We start from the raw sequence: 14,644 nt of genomic DNA, 5'->3' as shown, positions 1-14,644 counted from the left end.
TTAGTCCTCCCCCAGGATCTGCGGCACCTTGAATCGCTGCTGCTCCTGGGCGGGAGCGCCGGAGAGCGCCTGCTCGGGGGTGAGCGAGGGACGGACCTCGTCCGCGCGCATGACGTTGGTCAGGGGCAGCGGGTGGGAGGTCGGCGGGACGTCTTGGTCGGCGACCTCGGAGACGCGGGCGACCGCGCCGATGATGTCGCCGAGCTGTCCGGCGAAGTGATCCAGCTCGTTGCTGGACAGCTCAAGGCGCGCCAGCCGAGCGAGGTGGACGACCTCCTCGCGCGTAATGCCAGGCATGCAGCGATCCTCTGGGGGTGGGTGGATGTGTAGGTTCGGGCCCAATCCTATGGGGCCCGGCCCCCGGCCTGCGAAACGGTTTGCCCCGAGCGCGGCCCGACCGTCCGCCTCGATCGCCGGCGCGGCCGGAAACCGCGGCGCGCCGGGGCCGGGCCCGATCGCCGGCGCGGCCCCATACCCGGGGCTCCGCCCCGCACCCCCGCGCCTCAAACACCGGCGGGGCTGGATACGCCTCGGCTGCGCCGGGCAGGCGCCCCCCGCACCTGGCAGGCGGCAGGAGCGGCATCAGCCCCGCCGGCGTTTGAGGCGCGGGGCCCGGGGCGGAGCCCCAGCAGCGGCGCCGCGCCGACCGGCTGCGCCGAGGCTCGGGCCCGCGGTCCGCATCCCGCCCGCCTGCGGGGCCCGGCCCCGCACCCGATCGAGGCGCCGGACCCGGGGCGGAGCCCGACCGGCGGCGATCCCGCCGGGGTCAGAGCGCGTCGGCCTCGGCCGCGGCCAGTTCCGCCGAGATGTCGGCCGGCCGGCGCCACCCGCGTTCGCCCCGGGCGAGGAGCCACGCGGTGGCCTCCTGCGGAGGCATCGCGGCGGCGACCAGCCACCCCTGCACCGCGTCGCAGCCCAGGTCCCGCAGCCGCTCCCACGTCTCGTCGTCCTCCACGCCCTCGGCGACCACCAGCAGGCCCAGCGAATGCGCGAGGTCGACCGTGCAGCGGACGATCTCCGCGTCCTGCGCGTCGACGGCGAGCCGGCCCACGAACGACCGGTCGATCTTGAGCTCGCTCACCGGCAGGCGCCGCAGGTGGACCAGCGAGGAGTAGCCGGTGCCGAAGTCGTCCAGGGACATCTTCACGCCGTGCCCCGTGAGCCCGGCCATGGTGTCCGCCGCCCGCTGGGGGTCCTCCAGCAGCACGTGCTCTGTTATCTCCAGCTGCAGCCCGCTCGCCGGCACCCCGTGCCGGGCCAGCCGCGCGGCCACCGCTCCCGCGAAGCCGGGGGTGTGGACGTCGCGCGGCGAGACGTTGACGGCCACCGGCACCTTCAGCCCCTGGGCCCGCCACCGCGCCACCTGCGCGAGGGCCGTCTCCAGGACGTACTCCGTCAGGTGCGGCATCAGCCCGGAGGTCTCGGCGATCGCGATGAACTCGTCCGGGGACACCCGCCCGCGTTCCGGATGCACCCACCGCACCAGGGCTTCGAGCCCGGCCACCTGCCCGTCGAAGCGGACCTTCGGCTGGTAGTGGAGTTCCACTTCGCCGGCGTCGAGGGCTCGGCGCAGATCGCCGAGCAGGCCGAGCCGGTCGGGGGTGTTGCTGTCCCGCTTGGACTCGTACACCTCCACGCCGGTGCGGTCGCGCTTCGCCTGGTACATCGCCACGTCGGCGCGGCGCAGCAGCCCCTCGGCGTCCAGGGCGTGGTCGGGGAAGACGGCGAGGCCGGCGCTGGCCTCCAGGACGAGCGTGAGGCCGTCCAGGTCCAGCGGGGAGCTGAGCTCCGCGACCAGGTGGCGGGCGATCCGCTGGGCGCTGGTGGTGGAGTCGGCGACGGGCAGCAGGACGGCGAACTCGTCCCCGCCGAGCCGGGCGGCCTCGGCGTCCTCGGGCAGGGCCTGGCGCAGCCGGTCGGCGATCTGCAGCAGCAGCCGGTCCCCCGCCAGGTGGCCGAGGGTGTCGTTGACCGCGCGGAAGCGGTCCAGGTCGATCAGCACGAGAGCTGCCCGGGTGCCCAAACGTTCAGCCTCGTCCAGGGCGGACCAGGCCCGCTCCAGCAGCCACTGCCGGTTCGGCAGGCCGGTCAGCGGGTCCCGCAGCTGCTCCTCGGCGCGCGCCCGGGCGATCCACAGGGTGGAGTCCAGCGCGATCAGCGGTACGGCGAACAGCGGCAGCAGGACGGGCTGGGTGACCGCGACGACGCAGATCAGCGGGGCGATCCCGAGCAGCGCGACCGCCACTAAGGCCTGCCGGAGCAGGGCCGTACGGGCGACGGTGGGCAGGCCGCCGCCGCGCGGGGCGAGCGCGATCCACAACAGGACCCGGGTGGCGAGCAGGTACGCGACGGCGACGAGGATGATCTCGGGTACCGCGTCGATCTCCCAGGTGGTGGGCCGCCACGGGTTCTCCACGGACGGCGTGTCGCCGAAGGCGGCGAGCACGAGGGCTCCCGCGCCGATGCCGAGGATGTCCGCGGAGCCGTGCAGCAGGCCCTGCCGCCAGCGGTGCCGGCGGGCGGCTCCGACCAGGGAGACCACCGCGAGCGAGACGAGTCCGGCGGGCACCCACCCGTAGAGGAGGAGCACGCCGAGGGTGAGCGCCGCGCCCGAGCCGGTGCCGCCCCACCAGCGGTCGCGGCCGAGCGCCACGAGGTGGCCGACGATGACGCCGGTCAGCAGGGCGAGCGCCCAGCCCACCGCGCCGCCGGGGAACAGGGCGTGACGGCCGCTCAGCTCCGAGGCGACCCCCGCTCCGAGCGCCACGACGGCCAGACCCACGACGGCGAAGGACAGCACGCCGCGCCGCCCCGTCTCGTCCGCGCCGGGACCGAGCGGCCGGGTCCGCGGTGTCCTGGCCCCCAGGACTCCCGGTCGGCCCGCCCGCATGGACGGGATGTCCCCGCCGAATTCAGGTGACGGGTCGGCGCTTTCGGTGGGTTTCATGCCCGTCCCTCTCACAGCCGGCGATGCCGATGTCACGCGATGGCCCCGATGTCATGCCATCACGGCCGGCATCACGTCCGGTAGCCGTGCACGACAGGCGCACCCCTCAACAGTAGGACGCGGGAGGGTCCCAGGGGCAGCGGTCGGCGGTGGTTGCCCGAATGCGACCCAGCCATCCTCATCAGTACGGTATCCGCCGAACGGGTGAGTTTGGACCAGGACCCCCCGGTCACCCTTCCGATGATCCGACAGCTCACCGCCCTACGACCAGCCTTGTACCAGCCGTTTACCACCGTCCGTCGCGCCTGGCGTGCGCCCGCCCGTACGGCCGCACGCCGCGCATCCGTTCACCTTGACCGCTGCCCCGGAGATCTGTCCGGGCGATTGCTTCCGGGCGTTACTCCGCTCCGCCGCCGCCGTCCACCGGGAGGGCCGCCTCGCGCGCGGCGTCCGGGCCCCGCTCCAGGAGGACCTCGAACCCGGCGTCGTCGAGAATGGCGAGCTTCAGCTGCACGGCCTTGTCGTACTTCGAGCCCGGGTTGTCGCCGACGACGACGAAGGAGGTCTTCTTCGAGACCGATCCGGTGACCTTGGCCCCGCGGCTCTGCAGGGCCTCCTTCGCACCGTCCCGGGTGTGGCTCTGCAGGGTGCCGGTGACGACGACGGTGAGCCCCTCCAGCGGACGGGGCCCCTCCTGCTCGGCGGAACCTTCCTCCTCCATCCGGACCCCGGCCTCCCGCCACTTGCGCAGGATCTCCTGGTGCCAGTCGACGGCGAACCACTCCTTGAGGGAGGCCGCGATGATCGCGCCGACCCCGTCGGTGGCCGTCAGCTCCTCCTCCGTGGCCTGTTCGATGCGCTCGATCGACCGGAACTCGCGGGCGAGGGCCTCGGCGGCGACCGGGCCGACATGGCGGATCGACAGGCCGTTGATGACGCGGGCGAGCGGGCGGGCCTTGGCGGCGGCGATGTTCTCCAGCATCGCCAGGGCGTTCTTCTTCGGCTCGCCCTTCTGGTTGGCGAAGACCGTGGCGATCTTCTCCTCGCCCGTCTTCGGGTCCCGCTTGGGCAGGCCGCTGTCCGGATCCAGCACGTACGCCTTGATGGGCAGCAGGTCCTCGATGGTCAGGCCGAAGAGGTCGCCCTCGTCCAGCAGCGGCGGCCGGGCGGGCTCGAGCGGGGCGGTCAGCGCGGCCGCCGCCACCATGCCGAAGTTCTCGATGTCCAGGGACTGCCGGCCGGCCAGGTAGAAGAGGCGCTCGCGCAGCTGGGCGGGGCAGGTCTGTGCGTTGGGGCACCGGACGTCGATGTCCCCCTCCTTCATCGGCCGCAGCTCCGTCCCGCAGGCGGGGCACTCGGCGGGCATCACGAACTCCCGTTCGCTGCCGTCGCGCAGGTCCACCACCGGCCCGAGGATCTCGGGGATGACGTCGCCCGCCTTGCGCAGCACGACGGTGTCCCCGATGAGGACGCCCTTGGCCTTCACGACCTCCTGGTTGTGCAGGGTCGCGAACTCGACCTCGGAGCCGGCCACCGTCACCGGCTCCACCTGCGCGTACGGGGTAACGCGGCCGGTGCGGCCGACGCCGACCTTGATGTCGAGGAGCTTGGTGTTGACCTCCTCGGGGGCGTACTTCCAGGCGATCGCCCAGCGCGGGGCGCGCGCCGTGGACCCGAGCCGCCCCTGGAGCGCGATCTCGTCGAGCTTGACGACGACGCCGTCGATCTCGTGCTCCACGGAGTGCCGGTTCTCGCCGAAGTACGAGATGAACGCGCGGACCTCGTCGAGCGAGGTGACCACCTTGTTGTGCCGGGCGGTCGGCAGCCCCCACTCGCGGAGCAGCTCGTAGGCCTGCGACTGGTGCTCGATCTCGAAGCCCTCGCGGGCGCCGATGCCGTGCACGACCATGTGGAGCGGGCGGCTCGCGGTGACCTTGGGGTCCTTCTGGCGCAGCGAACCGGCCGCCGCGTTGCGCGGGTTGGCGAACGGCTTGCCCTCCGCCTCCACGAGCCGGGCGTTGAGCTCCTCGAACTTCTCCATCGGGAAGTAGACCTCGCCGCGGATCTCGACGAGCGCCGGGATCCGTTCGCCCTTCAGCCGGTCCGGGATCTCGGCGATGGTGCGGACGTTGGGCGTGATGTCCTCACCGGTGCGGCCGTCGCCGCGGGTGGCGGCGCGGGTCAGCCGGCCGTTCTCGTAGGTGAGGTTGACGGCGAGGCCGTCCACCTTGAGCTCGCACAGGTAGTGGTAGTCCTTGGTGTTCACGTCCCGGGCCACGCGCTCGGCCCAGGCGGCCAGTTCCTCCTCGTCGAAGGCGTTGTCGAGGGAGAGCATCCGCTCCCGGTGCCGCACGGAGGCGAAGTCCGTCTCGTACGCCCCGGCCACCTTCTGGGTGGGCGAGTCGGGCGTGCGCAGCTCCGGGTACTCCTCCTCAAGCGCCTCGAGCGAGCGCAGCAGCTTGTCGAACTCGGCGTCGCTCACGACCGGCTGGTCGTTCACGTAGTACCGGAAGCGGTGCTCCTCGATCTGCTCGGCGAGCAGCGCGTGCTGCTCTCGCACCGCCGCCGGTACTGCCGTGTCCTGCTGTTCGGCTGCCATGCCGTGTCCTCCCGTGGCCCGTCCCGACCGTCACTCAGGGTTGTCGGCGAGCGACCTCGCCGCCCTGACGCAATGCGCCTGCACCGCGCGGGCGTAGGCGGGTGAAGCGCCCGCCAGACCGCACGACGGGGTGACCACGACGGACTCCGCGAGAGTCCCCGGGGCCAGCCCCAGCCTGCGCCAGAGCTTCCTGACACCCATGACGCTACCGGCAGGGTCCGACAACGGGCCGTCGGTGCCCGGCACCACTCCGGCGAAGAGTTTCGTGCCGCCTTCGACGGCCTCCCCGATCGCGTCGTCCTCGCGCTCGGTGAGCAACGAGAAATCGAACGACACGCCCGTGGCCCCGGCCCGCCGCAGCAGCCCGAAGGGGACCTCGGGGGCGCAGGAGTGCACGATCACCTCGCCGCCCCCGACGGCCTCCGTCACGGCGAACAGGTCCCTCAGGGTGCCCTCGACGACCTGCCGGTCGACGGCGCGGTAGGTCCGGTACCCGCTCGCGGAACGCACCCGTCCGAGCAGTACGGCGGTCAGCGAGGGCTCGTCGAACTGCAGCACGATCCGCGCGCCGGGGATCCGCTTGCGCACGTCGGCCAGGTGCGCGCGCAGGCCCTCGGCGAGCGATCCGGCCAGGTCCCGGCACGCGCCGGCGTCCTGGAGCATGGCCTCGCCGCCGTGCAGTTCCAGGGCCGCGGCCAACGTCCACGGCCCGACGGCCTGGACCTTGAGCCTGCCGGTGTACCCCTGGGTGAACTCCTCCAGGGCGTCGAGGTCCTCGCCGAGCCAGGACCGCGCCCGCTTGCTGTCCCGCCCCGGGCGGTCGCTCACCCGCCAGCCGCTGGGCTCGACGTGCGCGTACATGTCCACCAGCAGCCCGAGGGACCGGCCGATCATGTCCGCGCCGGGGCCCCGGGCGGGCAGCTCGGCGAGGTACGGGAACTCCTCGAAGGAGCCCGTCACGGTCTTGGCGGCCTCGCGGGCGTCCCCGCCGGGCAGCGAGCCGATGCCGGTGGCGCCCGCGCTCATCGGCCGGGCCTCACGCTCAGGTCGTCGACCACGGCGTCGCGCGGCAGGTCGACGGCCATGACGACGGTGGTCGCCACCGACTCGGGGTCGATCCAGGCGGCGGGGTCGTACTCCTTGCCCTCCTGGGAGTGCACCTTGGCCTGCATGGGGCTGGCGGTGCGGCCCGGGTAGACGGAGGTCACGCGGATCCCGTTCGCCTTCTCCTCCTCCCGCAGCGAGTCGGCGAGGGCCTTCAGCCCGTGCTTGGACGCGGCGTAGGCGCTCCAGTCGGCGTGGGCGCGCAGTCCGGCGCCGGAGTTCACGAAGACGACGGTGGCCTTGGAGGCGCGCAGGGTGGGCAGCAGCAGCCGGGTGACCTCGGCTGGGGCGATCAGGTTCACGTTGAGCTGCTGGTGCCAGGTCTTGGGCCGCAGCTCGCCGACGGGCCCGAGGTCCACGATCCCGGCGATGTGGAGCAGGGAGTCGATCCGCTCGGGGACGGCCTGCTTGGAGAAGGCCCAGGAGAGGCGGTCGGGGTCGGCGAGGTCGCCGACGAGCACGCCCGCCCCGGGGTACCGCTCGGTGAGCTGCTTGCCGCGTGCGGCGTCGCGGGCGAGGAGGACGAGGTCGTCGCCGCGGGCGTGCAGCCGGGCCGCGACGGCGGCGCCGATGCCGGACCCGGCACCGGTGATCAGGTGAGTAGCCATACCGCCATGCTCGCACCCCCGGCGCGTGGCCCGTGGTCAGAGGCCCGCGGCCGCGCGCAGGGCGGCGGCCGTCCTCCCGGCGTCGTAGTCCGCGGGGACGCCCTCGACCAGGATGACCTCGCCCGCCATGTGGCGGGTGCGCAGGGGGATGAGCGCCTGATAGGCGGGTGAGGCGTACCAGGCGCGGGCGCGGGCCATGTCCGGGAAGCCGACCACGACCACCGTGCCGGGGAAGGGCCCTTCCATGACCTCGACCTCGGCGCCGTGCACGAGGAAGCGCCCTTCGAAGGGCTCCATGGTCGACTGGATGCGCTCGATGTACTCGAGGACGTCCTCGTTGACGGTCTCGGGGCGGATGTGGGCGATGCCGTACGCGGTCATGGTCAGCTCCCCTGTCGACCGGCCTGCCGGTGCGGGCCGTTGGTCCGATGCTGGCAGGGCGCGGGCGTGGCGGCGATTACCCCGGGGGTCATGCCGGCGCGGGCTGGAAGGTGCGCCGGTAGGCGATCGGGGAGACGCCGAGGGAGCTGCGCATGTGCTGGCGCAGGGAATTGGCCGATCCGAAGCCGGCCCGGTGGGCGACCAGGTCGACGGGCAGGTCGCTGGATTCCAGCAAGTGGCGGGCGATCTCCAGGCGTTGGGTGGTGAGCCACTGGACCGGGGTCATGCCGACCTCGTCGCGGAACCGCCGGGTGAAGGTGCGCAGGCTCATCCGGGCGTGGGCGGCGAGCTCGGCCAGGGTGATCGGTTCGGCGAGGCGTTCCAGGGCCCAGGCGCGGGTGGCGGTGGTCGTGGCGACGGCGGGCTCGGGGACGGGGCGGTCGATGTACTGGGCCTGGCCGCCGTCGCGCCAGGGCGGTACGACGCACATGCGGGCGGCCCGGTTGGTGACGGCCGCTCCGTGGTCGCGGCGGATCAGGTGCAGGCACAGGTCGACGCCGGCGGCGACGCCGGCCGAGGTCAGGACGTCGCCGTCGTCGACGAAGAGGACGTCCTCGTCGATGCGGACGCGGGGGTAGGCGCGGCGGAACTCCTCGGCGAGGTTCCAGTGCGTGGTGGCGGGCCGGTCGTCGAGGAGTCCGGCGGCGGCGAGGACGTAGGAGCCGGAGCAGATGGACACCAGGCGGGTGCCGGGGCGGATGCCCGCGATGGCCCGGGCGACCGCGGGCGGCAGCGGCCCGCCGTCGGCCAGCTCCGGCATGGCGTGGGTGGGCGGGACGATCACCGTGTCGGCGGCGGCGAGGGCTTCCGGTCCGGCGGCGGGCTGGAGGCCGAAGCCGGCGTCGCTGGGCACGGGGGCGCCGTCGGCGGTGCAGACGAGCACCTCGTACAGGGCTTCGCCGTCGTCCCCCACGGCGCTACCGAAGACCCGGGAAGGGATGCCCAGCTCGAACGGGGGGAAGCCTGGCAGGGCCAGCACCACGACCAGGTGCCGGCCGTCCGCGCCGCTCCCGCGGCGGGTCGTGGGCTCGGCGTGCTCCTGTGTCTCGGTCATGGCCAGATCCTGTCACATAGTGGCCAAACGGCCAACACCACGCACGTGCGCGGTGGCCCACTCTGGGACACGTCGCCGGGGAACGGCCCGGTATCGGACGCAAACGGATGGAATGAGGCGGACTGAGATGCGCGCGATCGTCGTGAACGAGTGGGGCGGCCCGGAGAACCTGGTCGAGCGGGAGATCGAGCGGCCCGAGCCGGGTCTGGGCGAGATCCTCGTGCGGGTCCACGCGGCGGGCGTCAACCCGGTCGACTGGAAGACCCGGGCCAGCGGAGCCCTGATCACCTGGGCTGAGACCCCGATCGTGGGCTGGGACGTCTCGGGCACGGTCGAGGCGGTCGGCCCCGGCGTGACCCTGTACGCCCCCGGCGACGAGGTGTACGGCATGCCGCACTTCCCGCGGCAGGCCGGCGGCTACGCGCAGTACGTGGCGGCCCCGGCGCGGCACTTCGCCCGCAAGCCCGCCTCGCTGGACCACGTGCGGGCGGCCGCGCTGCCACTGGCGGCGCTGACCGCCTGGCAGGCGCTGGTGGACACCGCCGGGGTCTCGGCCGGGCAGCGCGTGCTGGTGCACGCCGCGGCGGGCGGGGTCGGCCACCTGGCCGTGCAGATCGCCAAGGCCCGCGGCGCGTACGTCATCGGCACCGCGAGCGCGGGCAAGCACGAGCTGCTGCGCGAGCTGGGCGCCGACGAGGTGGTCGACTACCGCACCACGCACTTCGAGGAAGCCGTCGCGGACGTGGACGTCGTGATCGACGCCTTCGGCGGGGACTACGGGCAGCGCTCGCTGAGCGTGCTGAAGCCGGGCGGCCACCTGGTGACCCTGCCCGGCCCGGACGGCATCCCGGCCGACACCCGTGGTGTGCGGGCCTCCTGGGTGCTGGTGGAGCCGGACCTGAAGGGCCTGGAGGAGATCGCGGCCCTGGTCGAGCAGGGCCTGCTGAAGCCGCTGGTCGACACCGTGCTGCCGCTGGAGCAGGCCGCGAGGGCCCACGAGATCGGCGAACTGGGCCGCACCACCGGCAAGATCGTCCTGACGGTGGCCCAGGCCTAGGCCGCTAGACGGAAGCGGCGGCGGCCCGCCGGGTCGTGGCGATGGTGGCGGAGCCGACCACGCGGGTGCCGTCGTAGAGCACGATCGCCTGGCCGGGGGCCACGCCGCGGACCGGCTCGGTGAAGGAGACGCGCAGTTCGCCGTCCACGAGTTCGGCGAAGACCTCGCTCTCGCCGCCGTGGGCGCGCAGCTGCGCGGTGTAGGCGCCCGGGGCGGCGGGCGCGGAGCCGCACCAGCGGGGGCGGATCGCGGTGAGCGCGGTGACGTCCAGGGCCTCGACGGGGCCGACGGTGACGGTGTTGTTCACCGGGGAGATGTCGAGGACGTAGCGGGGCTTGCCGTCGGCGGCGGGGTGGCCGATGCGCAGGCCCTTGCGCTGGCCGATGGTGAAGCCGAAGGCGCCCTCGTGGGTGCCGACCGTCCGTCCGGACTCGTCGACGATGTCGCCCTCGGCCTTGCCGAGGCGGTTCGCGAGGAAGCCCTGGGTGTCGCCGTCGGCGATGAAGCAGATGTCGTGGCTGTCGGGCTTCTTGGCCACGGCCAGGCCGCGCTCCTCGGCCTCGGCGCGGATCTCGTCCTTGGTGGTGAGGGTGTCGCCGAGCGGGAAGAGCGCGTGGGCGAGCTGCTTCTCGTCGAGGACGCCGAGGACGTACGACTGGTCCTTGGCCATGTCGGAGGCGCGGTGCAGCTCGCGGGAGCCGTCCTCGTTCTCGACGACGGTGGCGTAGTGGCCGGTGCAGACGGCGTCGAAGCCGAGGGCGAGGGCCTTGTCGAGGAGCGCCGCGAACTTGATCTTCTCGTTGCAGCGCAGGCACGGGTTCGGGGTGCGCCCGGCCTCGTACTCCGAGATGAAGTCCTCGACCACGTCCTCCCGGAAGCGCTCGGCGAGGTCCCAGACGTAGAAGGGGATGCCGATGACGTCCGCGGCGCGCCGGGCGTCGCGGGAGTCCTCGATGGTGCAGCAGCCGCGGGCGCCGGTCCGGAAGGACTGCGGGTTGGCGGAGAGCGCGAGGTGGACGCCGGTCACGTCGTGCCCGGCTTCGACCGCGCGGGCGGCGGCGACGGCGGAGTCCACGCCGCCGGACATGGCGGCCAGGACGCGAAGGGGGCGGGAGGTGCGCGGCAGGTTCTCAGTCATAGCACCCTCCAGGGTACGGGGAACCGGGCGGGGTCACTGCGCGTTGTCGGCTGTGGGGGGTGGATCACATGGTCGAGCAGGGGAAGCAGGGGAAGAAGGCGTCGAAGGCACCGGGCAGGACGCGCCGGGCGGTGCTCTTCGGCGGGCTCGGGATCCTCACGGTCGCGGCGATCGCGGGGCGGGACGAGATCGGCCGGGCCTGGTGGCTGATGCCCGGGGTGAGCAAGCCGCGCAAGGAGGGCGAGCTGGACCACGCCGGCGCGAGCTGGACGGCGGCCTCGCCGGCGAACTGGCGGCTGGCGGACCGGCCCGACGACTACCGGGTGGACCGGATCGTCGTCCATGTCACCCAGGGGGGCTTCGACTCCTCCGTGGACGCGTTCAAGAACCCATGGCACAAGGCGTCCGCCCACTACATCGTGCGCGGGGACGGCCACATAGAGCAGATGGTGCGCGAGCTGGACGTGGCGTTCCACGCGGGGAACCGCTCCATGAACGAGCGCAGTGTCGGCATCGAGCACGTGGGCTTCGTCGACCGGCCGAAGGACTTCACGGACGCGATGTACGCGGCGTCGGCCAGGCTGGCGGCCGACATCTGCCGGAGGTACGGCATACCGGCGGACCGGGGGCACATCGTCGGCCACTCGGAGGTCCCGGGCGCCGACCACACGGACCCGGGCCGCCACTGGGACTGGGACCGGTACGTCCGCATGGTCGGCGAGGCCCTGGCGGCCGGGTAGGACCGGCCGGCCCTGAGCGCCCTGCGCTCGGCGGAAGAGACGGCCTAGCTGAGGCCGGCCGTGCGGGCGCGTTCGACGGCCGGGCCGATGGCCGCGGCGAGGGCGGCGACGTCGTCCTCGGTGGAGGTGTGGCCCAGGGAGAAGCGCAGGGTGCCGCGGGCCAGCTGGGGGTCCGTGCCGGCGGCCAGCAGGACGTGGCTCGGCTGGGCCACCCCGGCGGTGCAGGCCGAGCCCGTGGAGCACTCGATGCCCTGGGCGTCGAGCAGCAGCAGCAGGGAGTCGCCCTCGCAGCCGGGGAAGCTGAAGTGGGCGTTGGCCGGGAGCCGGTCGTCGGGGTCGCCGCCCAGCACGGCGTCGGGAACGGCCGCGCGGACGGCGGCGATCAGCTCGTCGCGCAGGGCGCCGATCTCGGTGGCGAAGCGCTCGCGCCGCTCGGCCGCGAGGACGGCGGCCACCGCGAAGGCGGCGACGGCCGGCACGTCGAGAGTGCCGGAGCGCACGTGCCGCTCCTGGCCGCCGCCGTGCAGGACGGGTACGGGGCTCTGGTCGCGGCCCAGCAGCAGGGCGCCGATGCCGTACGGGCCGCCGACCTTGTGGCCGCTGACGGTCATGGCGGCGAGGCCGCTGTCGCCGAAGGAGACGTCGAGCTGCCCGAAGGCCTGGACGGCGTCGGAGTGCAGCGGGATGCCGTGCTCCCGGGCGACGGCGGCCAGTTCCCGCACCGGCATGACGGTGCCGATCTCGTTGTTCGCCCACATGACGGTGGCCAGGGCCACGTCGTCGGGGTTGCGCTCGACCGCCTCCCGGAAGGCGTCCGCGTGCACCCGCCCGTAGCGGTCCACGGGCAGGTACTCGACATGGGCGCCCTCGTGCTCGGCGAGCCAGTGGACGGCGTCGAGCACCGCGTGGTGCTCGACGGGGCTGGCCAGGACCCGGGTTCTGGCCGGGTCGGCGTCCCGCCGGGCCCAGTAGAGGCCCTTGACGGCGAGGTTGTCCGCCTCCGTGCCGCCGGCGGTGAAGACCACCTCGCTGGGGCGGGCGCCGATCGCGTCGGCGAAGGCCTCGCGGGCCTCCTCGACGGTGCGGCGCGCCCGGCGGCCGGCGGCGTGCAGGGAGGACGCGTTCCCCGTGGCGGCGAACTGCGCGGACATCGCCGCGGCGGCCTCCGGCAGCATCGGGGTGGTGGCGGCGTGGTCGAGGTAGGCCATGATCCCCCGATTCTACGAGCCCCCGGTGCCGCCTTCGCCCCGCCCGTCAGGTGCGGGGGGCCTGGGCGAGCTGGCGGGACTGGGCGACGAGGTGGCCGGCCGAGTCCCAGACCTCGGCGTCCTCCTCGAGGAAGCCGCCGGCCAGGTTGCGGGTGGTGATGGAGATCCGCAGCGGCCCCGGGGCCGGGCGGCGCCGGACGTGGGTGGTGAGCTCCACGGTCGGGGTCCAGCCCATCAGGCCGAGGTCGAAGGCGGTCGGCGGCAGCGCGTCCACCGCCAGCAGCATGGACAGAGGGTCGGCGTCGCGGCCGTCGGCCAGCTCGAACCAGGCCCGCATCTCGCCCTTGCCGGAAGGGGCGCCCAGCGCCCAGCCCGCGGTGGCCGGATCCAGCCGCAGCCGCAGCCGGTCGACGATCGCGGAGCTGCCGGGGATCGGCGCCGGGCCGGCCTCGGGGCCGACGCAGTCCTCGTACGAGGGCATCGCGGGCGGCAGCGCCGTGGTCCGCACCTCGTCGGACAGGGCGGCCAGGTCGCCGTAGGAGGCGAGGACGCGGATGCGCTCGACCTCGGCGCCGCTCTCGTCGTACTGGAACAGCGAGGCCTGCCCGGTGGAGAGGGTGCGGCCGACCCGTACGACCTGCGTGCGGATCACGGCGGGTCCGGGCACGGAGGAGGTCAGGTAGTGCGCGGAGACCGTGAAGGGGTCCGGGTGCGGCAGGGCCGCCGACAGGGCCCGGCCGACGAGGGCCAGCAAGTATCCGCCGTTGACGGCGCTGATGATCGTCCAGCCGGCGGAGAGCTCCGCGTCGTACACCCCGGGCTCGTCCGCGCGCGCGGTGACGGTGGTGTCGCGGTCGAACTCGCTGTCGCCGATGGTTGCCTGGGCAGCTGCGTGTGACATGAAACCGACGGTACACCGGCTTCCTACTAAGCGGTAGCTTTGTTTTGTTACGGCTCTTCGGCCACCGACGAACGCCGGTTCCAGGCCAGCGGCGCGCGCCAGTGGTAGCGCATGGCGAGCAGCCGCAGAACGAAGGTGGTGACGATCGCGAGGCCGGTGGTCACCGCGTTGAGGCAGTCGAAGGCGATGGCGACGGCGACCATGGAGGAGCCGACGACGGCGGGCACGGCGTACATCTCCCGGTCGCGCAGCAGCGAGGGCACGTCGTTGGCCAGTACGTCGCGCAGTACGCCGCCGCCGACGGCCGTGGCCAGTCCCAGGGCGGCGGACGCGGTGAGGCCGAGGCCGTACTCGTAGGCCTTGGTGGTGCCGGTCACGCAGAAGAGGGCGAGGCCGGCCGCGTCGAAGACGTTGATGGCGCGGTTGATCCGCTGGACCTCGGGGTGCAGGAAGAAGACGAGCGCGGCGGCGATCAGCGGGGTCACGAAGAAGCTGAGCTCGCCGAAGGCGGCCGGCGGGACGGCGCCGATGACCAGGTCGCGGAAGAGGCCGCCGCCGAGGGCGGTGACCAGGGCGAGGACGGCGATGCCGAACACGTCGAAGTTCTTGCGGACGGCGAGCAGGGCGCCCGCGGTGGCGAAGACGAAGATGCCGGCGAGGTCCAGCGCATGCTGAACCCCCGGCGGGAAGAGATCGTGGAGCACCGGCTCATTGTCGCCTGCGGCGGCCGCGCCCCCGACCCCCGCGCCTCGCACGCCTGCAGGGCCCCGTGCGGCGGCGGGAATCGAAGCGCCGGCCCGGCCCGATGCGCCGGCGGGGCCCGATGCGCCGGCGGGGCTGGATGGTG

The 14,644-nt window shown here is 73.6% G+C and carries 13 protein-coding genes; 2 read left to right on the top strand and 11 right to left on the bottom strand.

Annotated elements, in window-relative coordinates; all coding sequences use genetic code 11:
• From gatC to BGK67_RS24205, 7 genes are all read right to left on the bottom strand, one after another.
• The gene (gene gatC / locus BGK67_RS24235; RefSeq protein WP_030010586.1) at nucleotides 1-297 is read right to left on the bottom strand and encodes an Asp-tRNA(Asn)/Glu-tRNA(Gln) amidotransferase subunit GatC; all 297 of its coding nucleotides are present in this window, start codon (nucleotides 295-297) and stop codon (nucleotides 1-3) included.
• A 469-nt stretch (nucleotides 298-766) separates the two neighbouring features.
• Complete coding sequence (locus BGK67_RS24230; RefSeq protein WP_079154346.1) at nucleotides 767-2,947, bottom strand: putative bifunctional diguanylate cyclase/phosphodiesterase; 2,181 nt, start codon at nucleotides 2,945-2,947, stop codon at nucleotides 767-769.
• A 397-nt stretch (nucleotides 2,948-3,344) separates the two neighbouring features.
• Nucleotides 3,345-5,546, bottom strand: coding sequence for an NAD-dependent DNA ligase LigA (ligA, locus tag BGK67_RS24225; protein WP_069922059.1), 2,202 nt, complete (start codon nucleotides 5,544-5,546; stop codon nucleotides 3,345-3,347).
• 30 nt (nucleotides 5,547-5,576) lie between these two features.
• Entirely contained in the window at nucleotides 5,577-6,572 is a 996-nt protein-coding gene (locus BGK67_RS24220; RefSeq protein WP_069922058.1) for a methionine synthase, read from the bottom strand.
• Nucleotides 6,569-7,258, bottom strand: coding sequence for an SDR family oxidoreductase (locus BGK67_RS24215; protein WP_069922057.1), 690 nt, complete (start codon nucleotides 7,256-7,258; stop codon nucleotides 6,569-6,571). Before BGK67_RS24215 ends, BGK67_RS24220 begins: the two co-directional genes overlap by 4 nt.
• A gap of 36 nt (nucleotides 7,259-7,294) precedes the next feature.
• The gene (locus BGK67_RS24210) at nucleotides 7,295-7,639 is read right to left on the bottom strand and encodes a DUF1330 domain-containing protein (RefSeq protein ID WP_069922056.1); all 345 of its coding nucleotides are present in this window, start codon (nucleotides 7,637-7,639) and stop codon (nucleotides 7,295-7,297) included.
• Between the two features lie 88 nt (nucleotides 7,640-7,727).
• The gene (locus BGK67_RS24205) at nucleotides 7,728-8,753 is read right to left on the bottom strand and encodes a GlxA family transcriptional regulator (RefSeq protein ID WP_069922055.1); all 1,026 of its coding nucleotides are present in this window, start codon (nucleotides 8,751-8,753) and stop codon (nucleotides 7,728-7,730) included.
• Nucleotides 8,754-8,880: 127 nt separating this feature from the next.
• Here BGK67_RS24205 and BGK67_RS24200 point away from each other — a divergent pair, with 127 nt between their 5' ends.
• Nucleotides 8,881-9,810 carry an NADP-dependent oxidoreductase gene (locus tag BGK67_RS24200; RefSeq protein ID WP_069922054.1) on the top strand — a complete coding sequence of 310 codons (930 nt, stop codon included), beginning with the start codon at nucleotides 8,881-8,883 and terminating at the stop codon, nucleotides 9,808-9,810.
• Nucleotides 9,811-9,814: 4 nt separating this feature from the next.
• On the opposite strand, the gene mnmA is transcribed toward BGK67_RS24200, so the two are convergent.
• On the bottom strand, nucleotides 9,815-10,948 hold the full coding sequence (gene mnmA / locus BGK67_RS24195; protein WP_069922053.1) for a tRNA 2-thiouridine(34) synthase MnmA: 1,134 nt from the start codon (nucleotides 10,946-10,948) through the stop codon (nucleotides 9,815-9,817).
• A 68-nt stretch (nucleotides 10,949-11,016) separates the two neighbouring features.
• Here mnmA and BGK67_RS24190 point away from each other — a divergent pair, with 68 nt between their 5' ends.
• On the top strand, nucleotides 11,017-11,688 hold the full coding sequence (locus BGK67_RS24190) for an N-acetylmuramoyl-L-alanine amidase (RefSeq protein ID WP_069922052.1): 672 nt from the start codon (nucleotides 11,017-11,019) through the stop codon (nucleotides 11,686-11,688).
• A 44-nt stretch (nucleotides 11,689-11,732) separates the two neighbouring features.
• Here BGK67_RS24190 and BGK67_RS24185 read toward each other — a convergent pair whose 3' ends face one another.
• Genes BGK67_RS24185 through BGK67_RS24175 form a run of 3 tightly spaced genes read right to left on the bottom strand, consistent with a single transcriptional unit; the run spans nucleotide 11,733 to nucleotide 14,501 of the window.
• The gene (locus tag BGK67_RS24185) at nucleotides 11,733-12,896 is read right to left on the bottom strand and encodes a cysteine desulfurase family protein (protein WP_069922051.1); all 1,164 of its coding nucleotides are present in this window, start codon (nucleotides 12,894-12,896) and stop codon (nucleotides 11,733-11,735) included.
• Between the two features lie 46 nt (nucleotides 12,897-12,942).
• Nucleotides 12,943-13,797 carry a thioesterase family protein gene (locus tag BGK67_RS24180; RefSeq protein ID WP_069922050.1) on the bottom strand — a complete coding sequence of 285 codons (855 nt, stop codon included), beginning with the start codon at nucleotides 13,795-13,797 and terminating at the stop codon, nucleotides 12,943-12,945.
• Nucleotides 13,798-13,844: 47 nt separating this feature from the next.
• Entirely contained in the window at nucleotides 13,845-14,501 is a 657-nt protein-coding gene (locus BGK67_RS24175) for a trimeric intracellular cation channel family protein (protein ID WP_069922049.1), read from the bottom strand.
• Nucleotides 14,502-14,644 lie beyond the last annotated feature (143 nt).

The sequence above is a fragment of the Streptomyces subrutilus genome (assembly GCF_001746425.1).
Classification (GTDB): Bacteria; Actinomycetota; Actinomycetes; order Streptomycetales; family Streptomycetaceae; genus Streptomyces; species Streptomyces subrutilus_A.
Note: the sequence above shows the minus strand (reverse complement) of the source record. Positions and strands in the feature narration are given on the sequence as shown.

Bases quoted from the DNA above. Each gene is read 5' to 3' on its own strand.
- ligA (WP_069922059.1), bottom strand. From the start codon at position 5,546: ATGGCAGCCGAACAGCAGGACACGGCAGTACCGGCGGCGGTGCGAGAG.
- gatC (WP_030010586.1), bottom strand. From the start codon at position 297: ATGCCTGGCATTACGCGCGAGGAGGTCGTCCACCTCGCTCGGCTGGCG.
- BGK67_RS24200 (WP_069922054.1), top strand. From the start codon at position 8,881: ATGCGCGCGATCGTCGTGAACGAGTGGGGCGGCCCGGAGAACCTGGTC.
- BGK67_RS24180 (WP_069922050.1), bottom strand. From the start codon at position 13,797: ATGTCACACGCAGCTGCCCAGGCAACCATCGGCGACAGCGAGTTCGAC.
- BGK67_RS24185 (WP_069922051.1), bottom strand. From the start codon at position 12,896: ATGGCCTACCTCGACCACGCCGCCACCACCCCGATGCTGCCGGAGGCC.
- BGK67_RS24205 (WP_069922055.1), bottom strand. From the start codon at position 8,753: ATGACCGAGACACAGGAGCACGCCGAGCCCACGACCCGCCGCGGGAGC.
- BGK67_RS24220 (WP_069922058.1), bottom strand. From the start codon at position 6,572: ATGAGCGCGGGCGCCACCGGCATCGGCTCGCTGCCCGGCGGGGACGCC.
- BGK67_RS24230 (WP_079154346.1), bottom strand. From the start codon at position 2,947: ATGAAACCCACCGAAAGCGCCGACCCGTCACCTGAATTCGGCGGGGAC.
- mnmA (WP_069922053.1), bottom strand. From the start codon at position 10,948: ATGACTGAGAACCTGCCGCGCACCTCCCGCCCCCTTCGCGTCCTGGCC.
- BGK67_RS24190 (WP_069922052.1), top strand. From the start codon at position 11,017: ATGGTCGAGCAGGGGAAGCAGGGGAAGAAGGCGTCGAAGGCACCGGGC.
- BGK67_RS24215 (WP_069922057.1), bottom strand. From the start codon at position 7,258: ATGGCTACTCACCTGATCACCGGTGCCGGGTCCGGCATCGGCGCCGCC.
- BGK67_RS24210 (WP_069922056.1), bottom strand. From the start codon at position 7,639: ATGACCGCGTACGGCATCGCCCACATCCGCCCCGAGACCGTCAACGAG.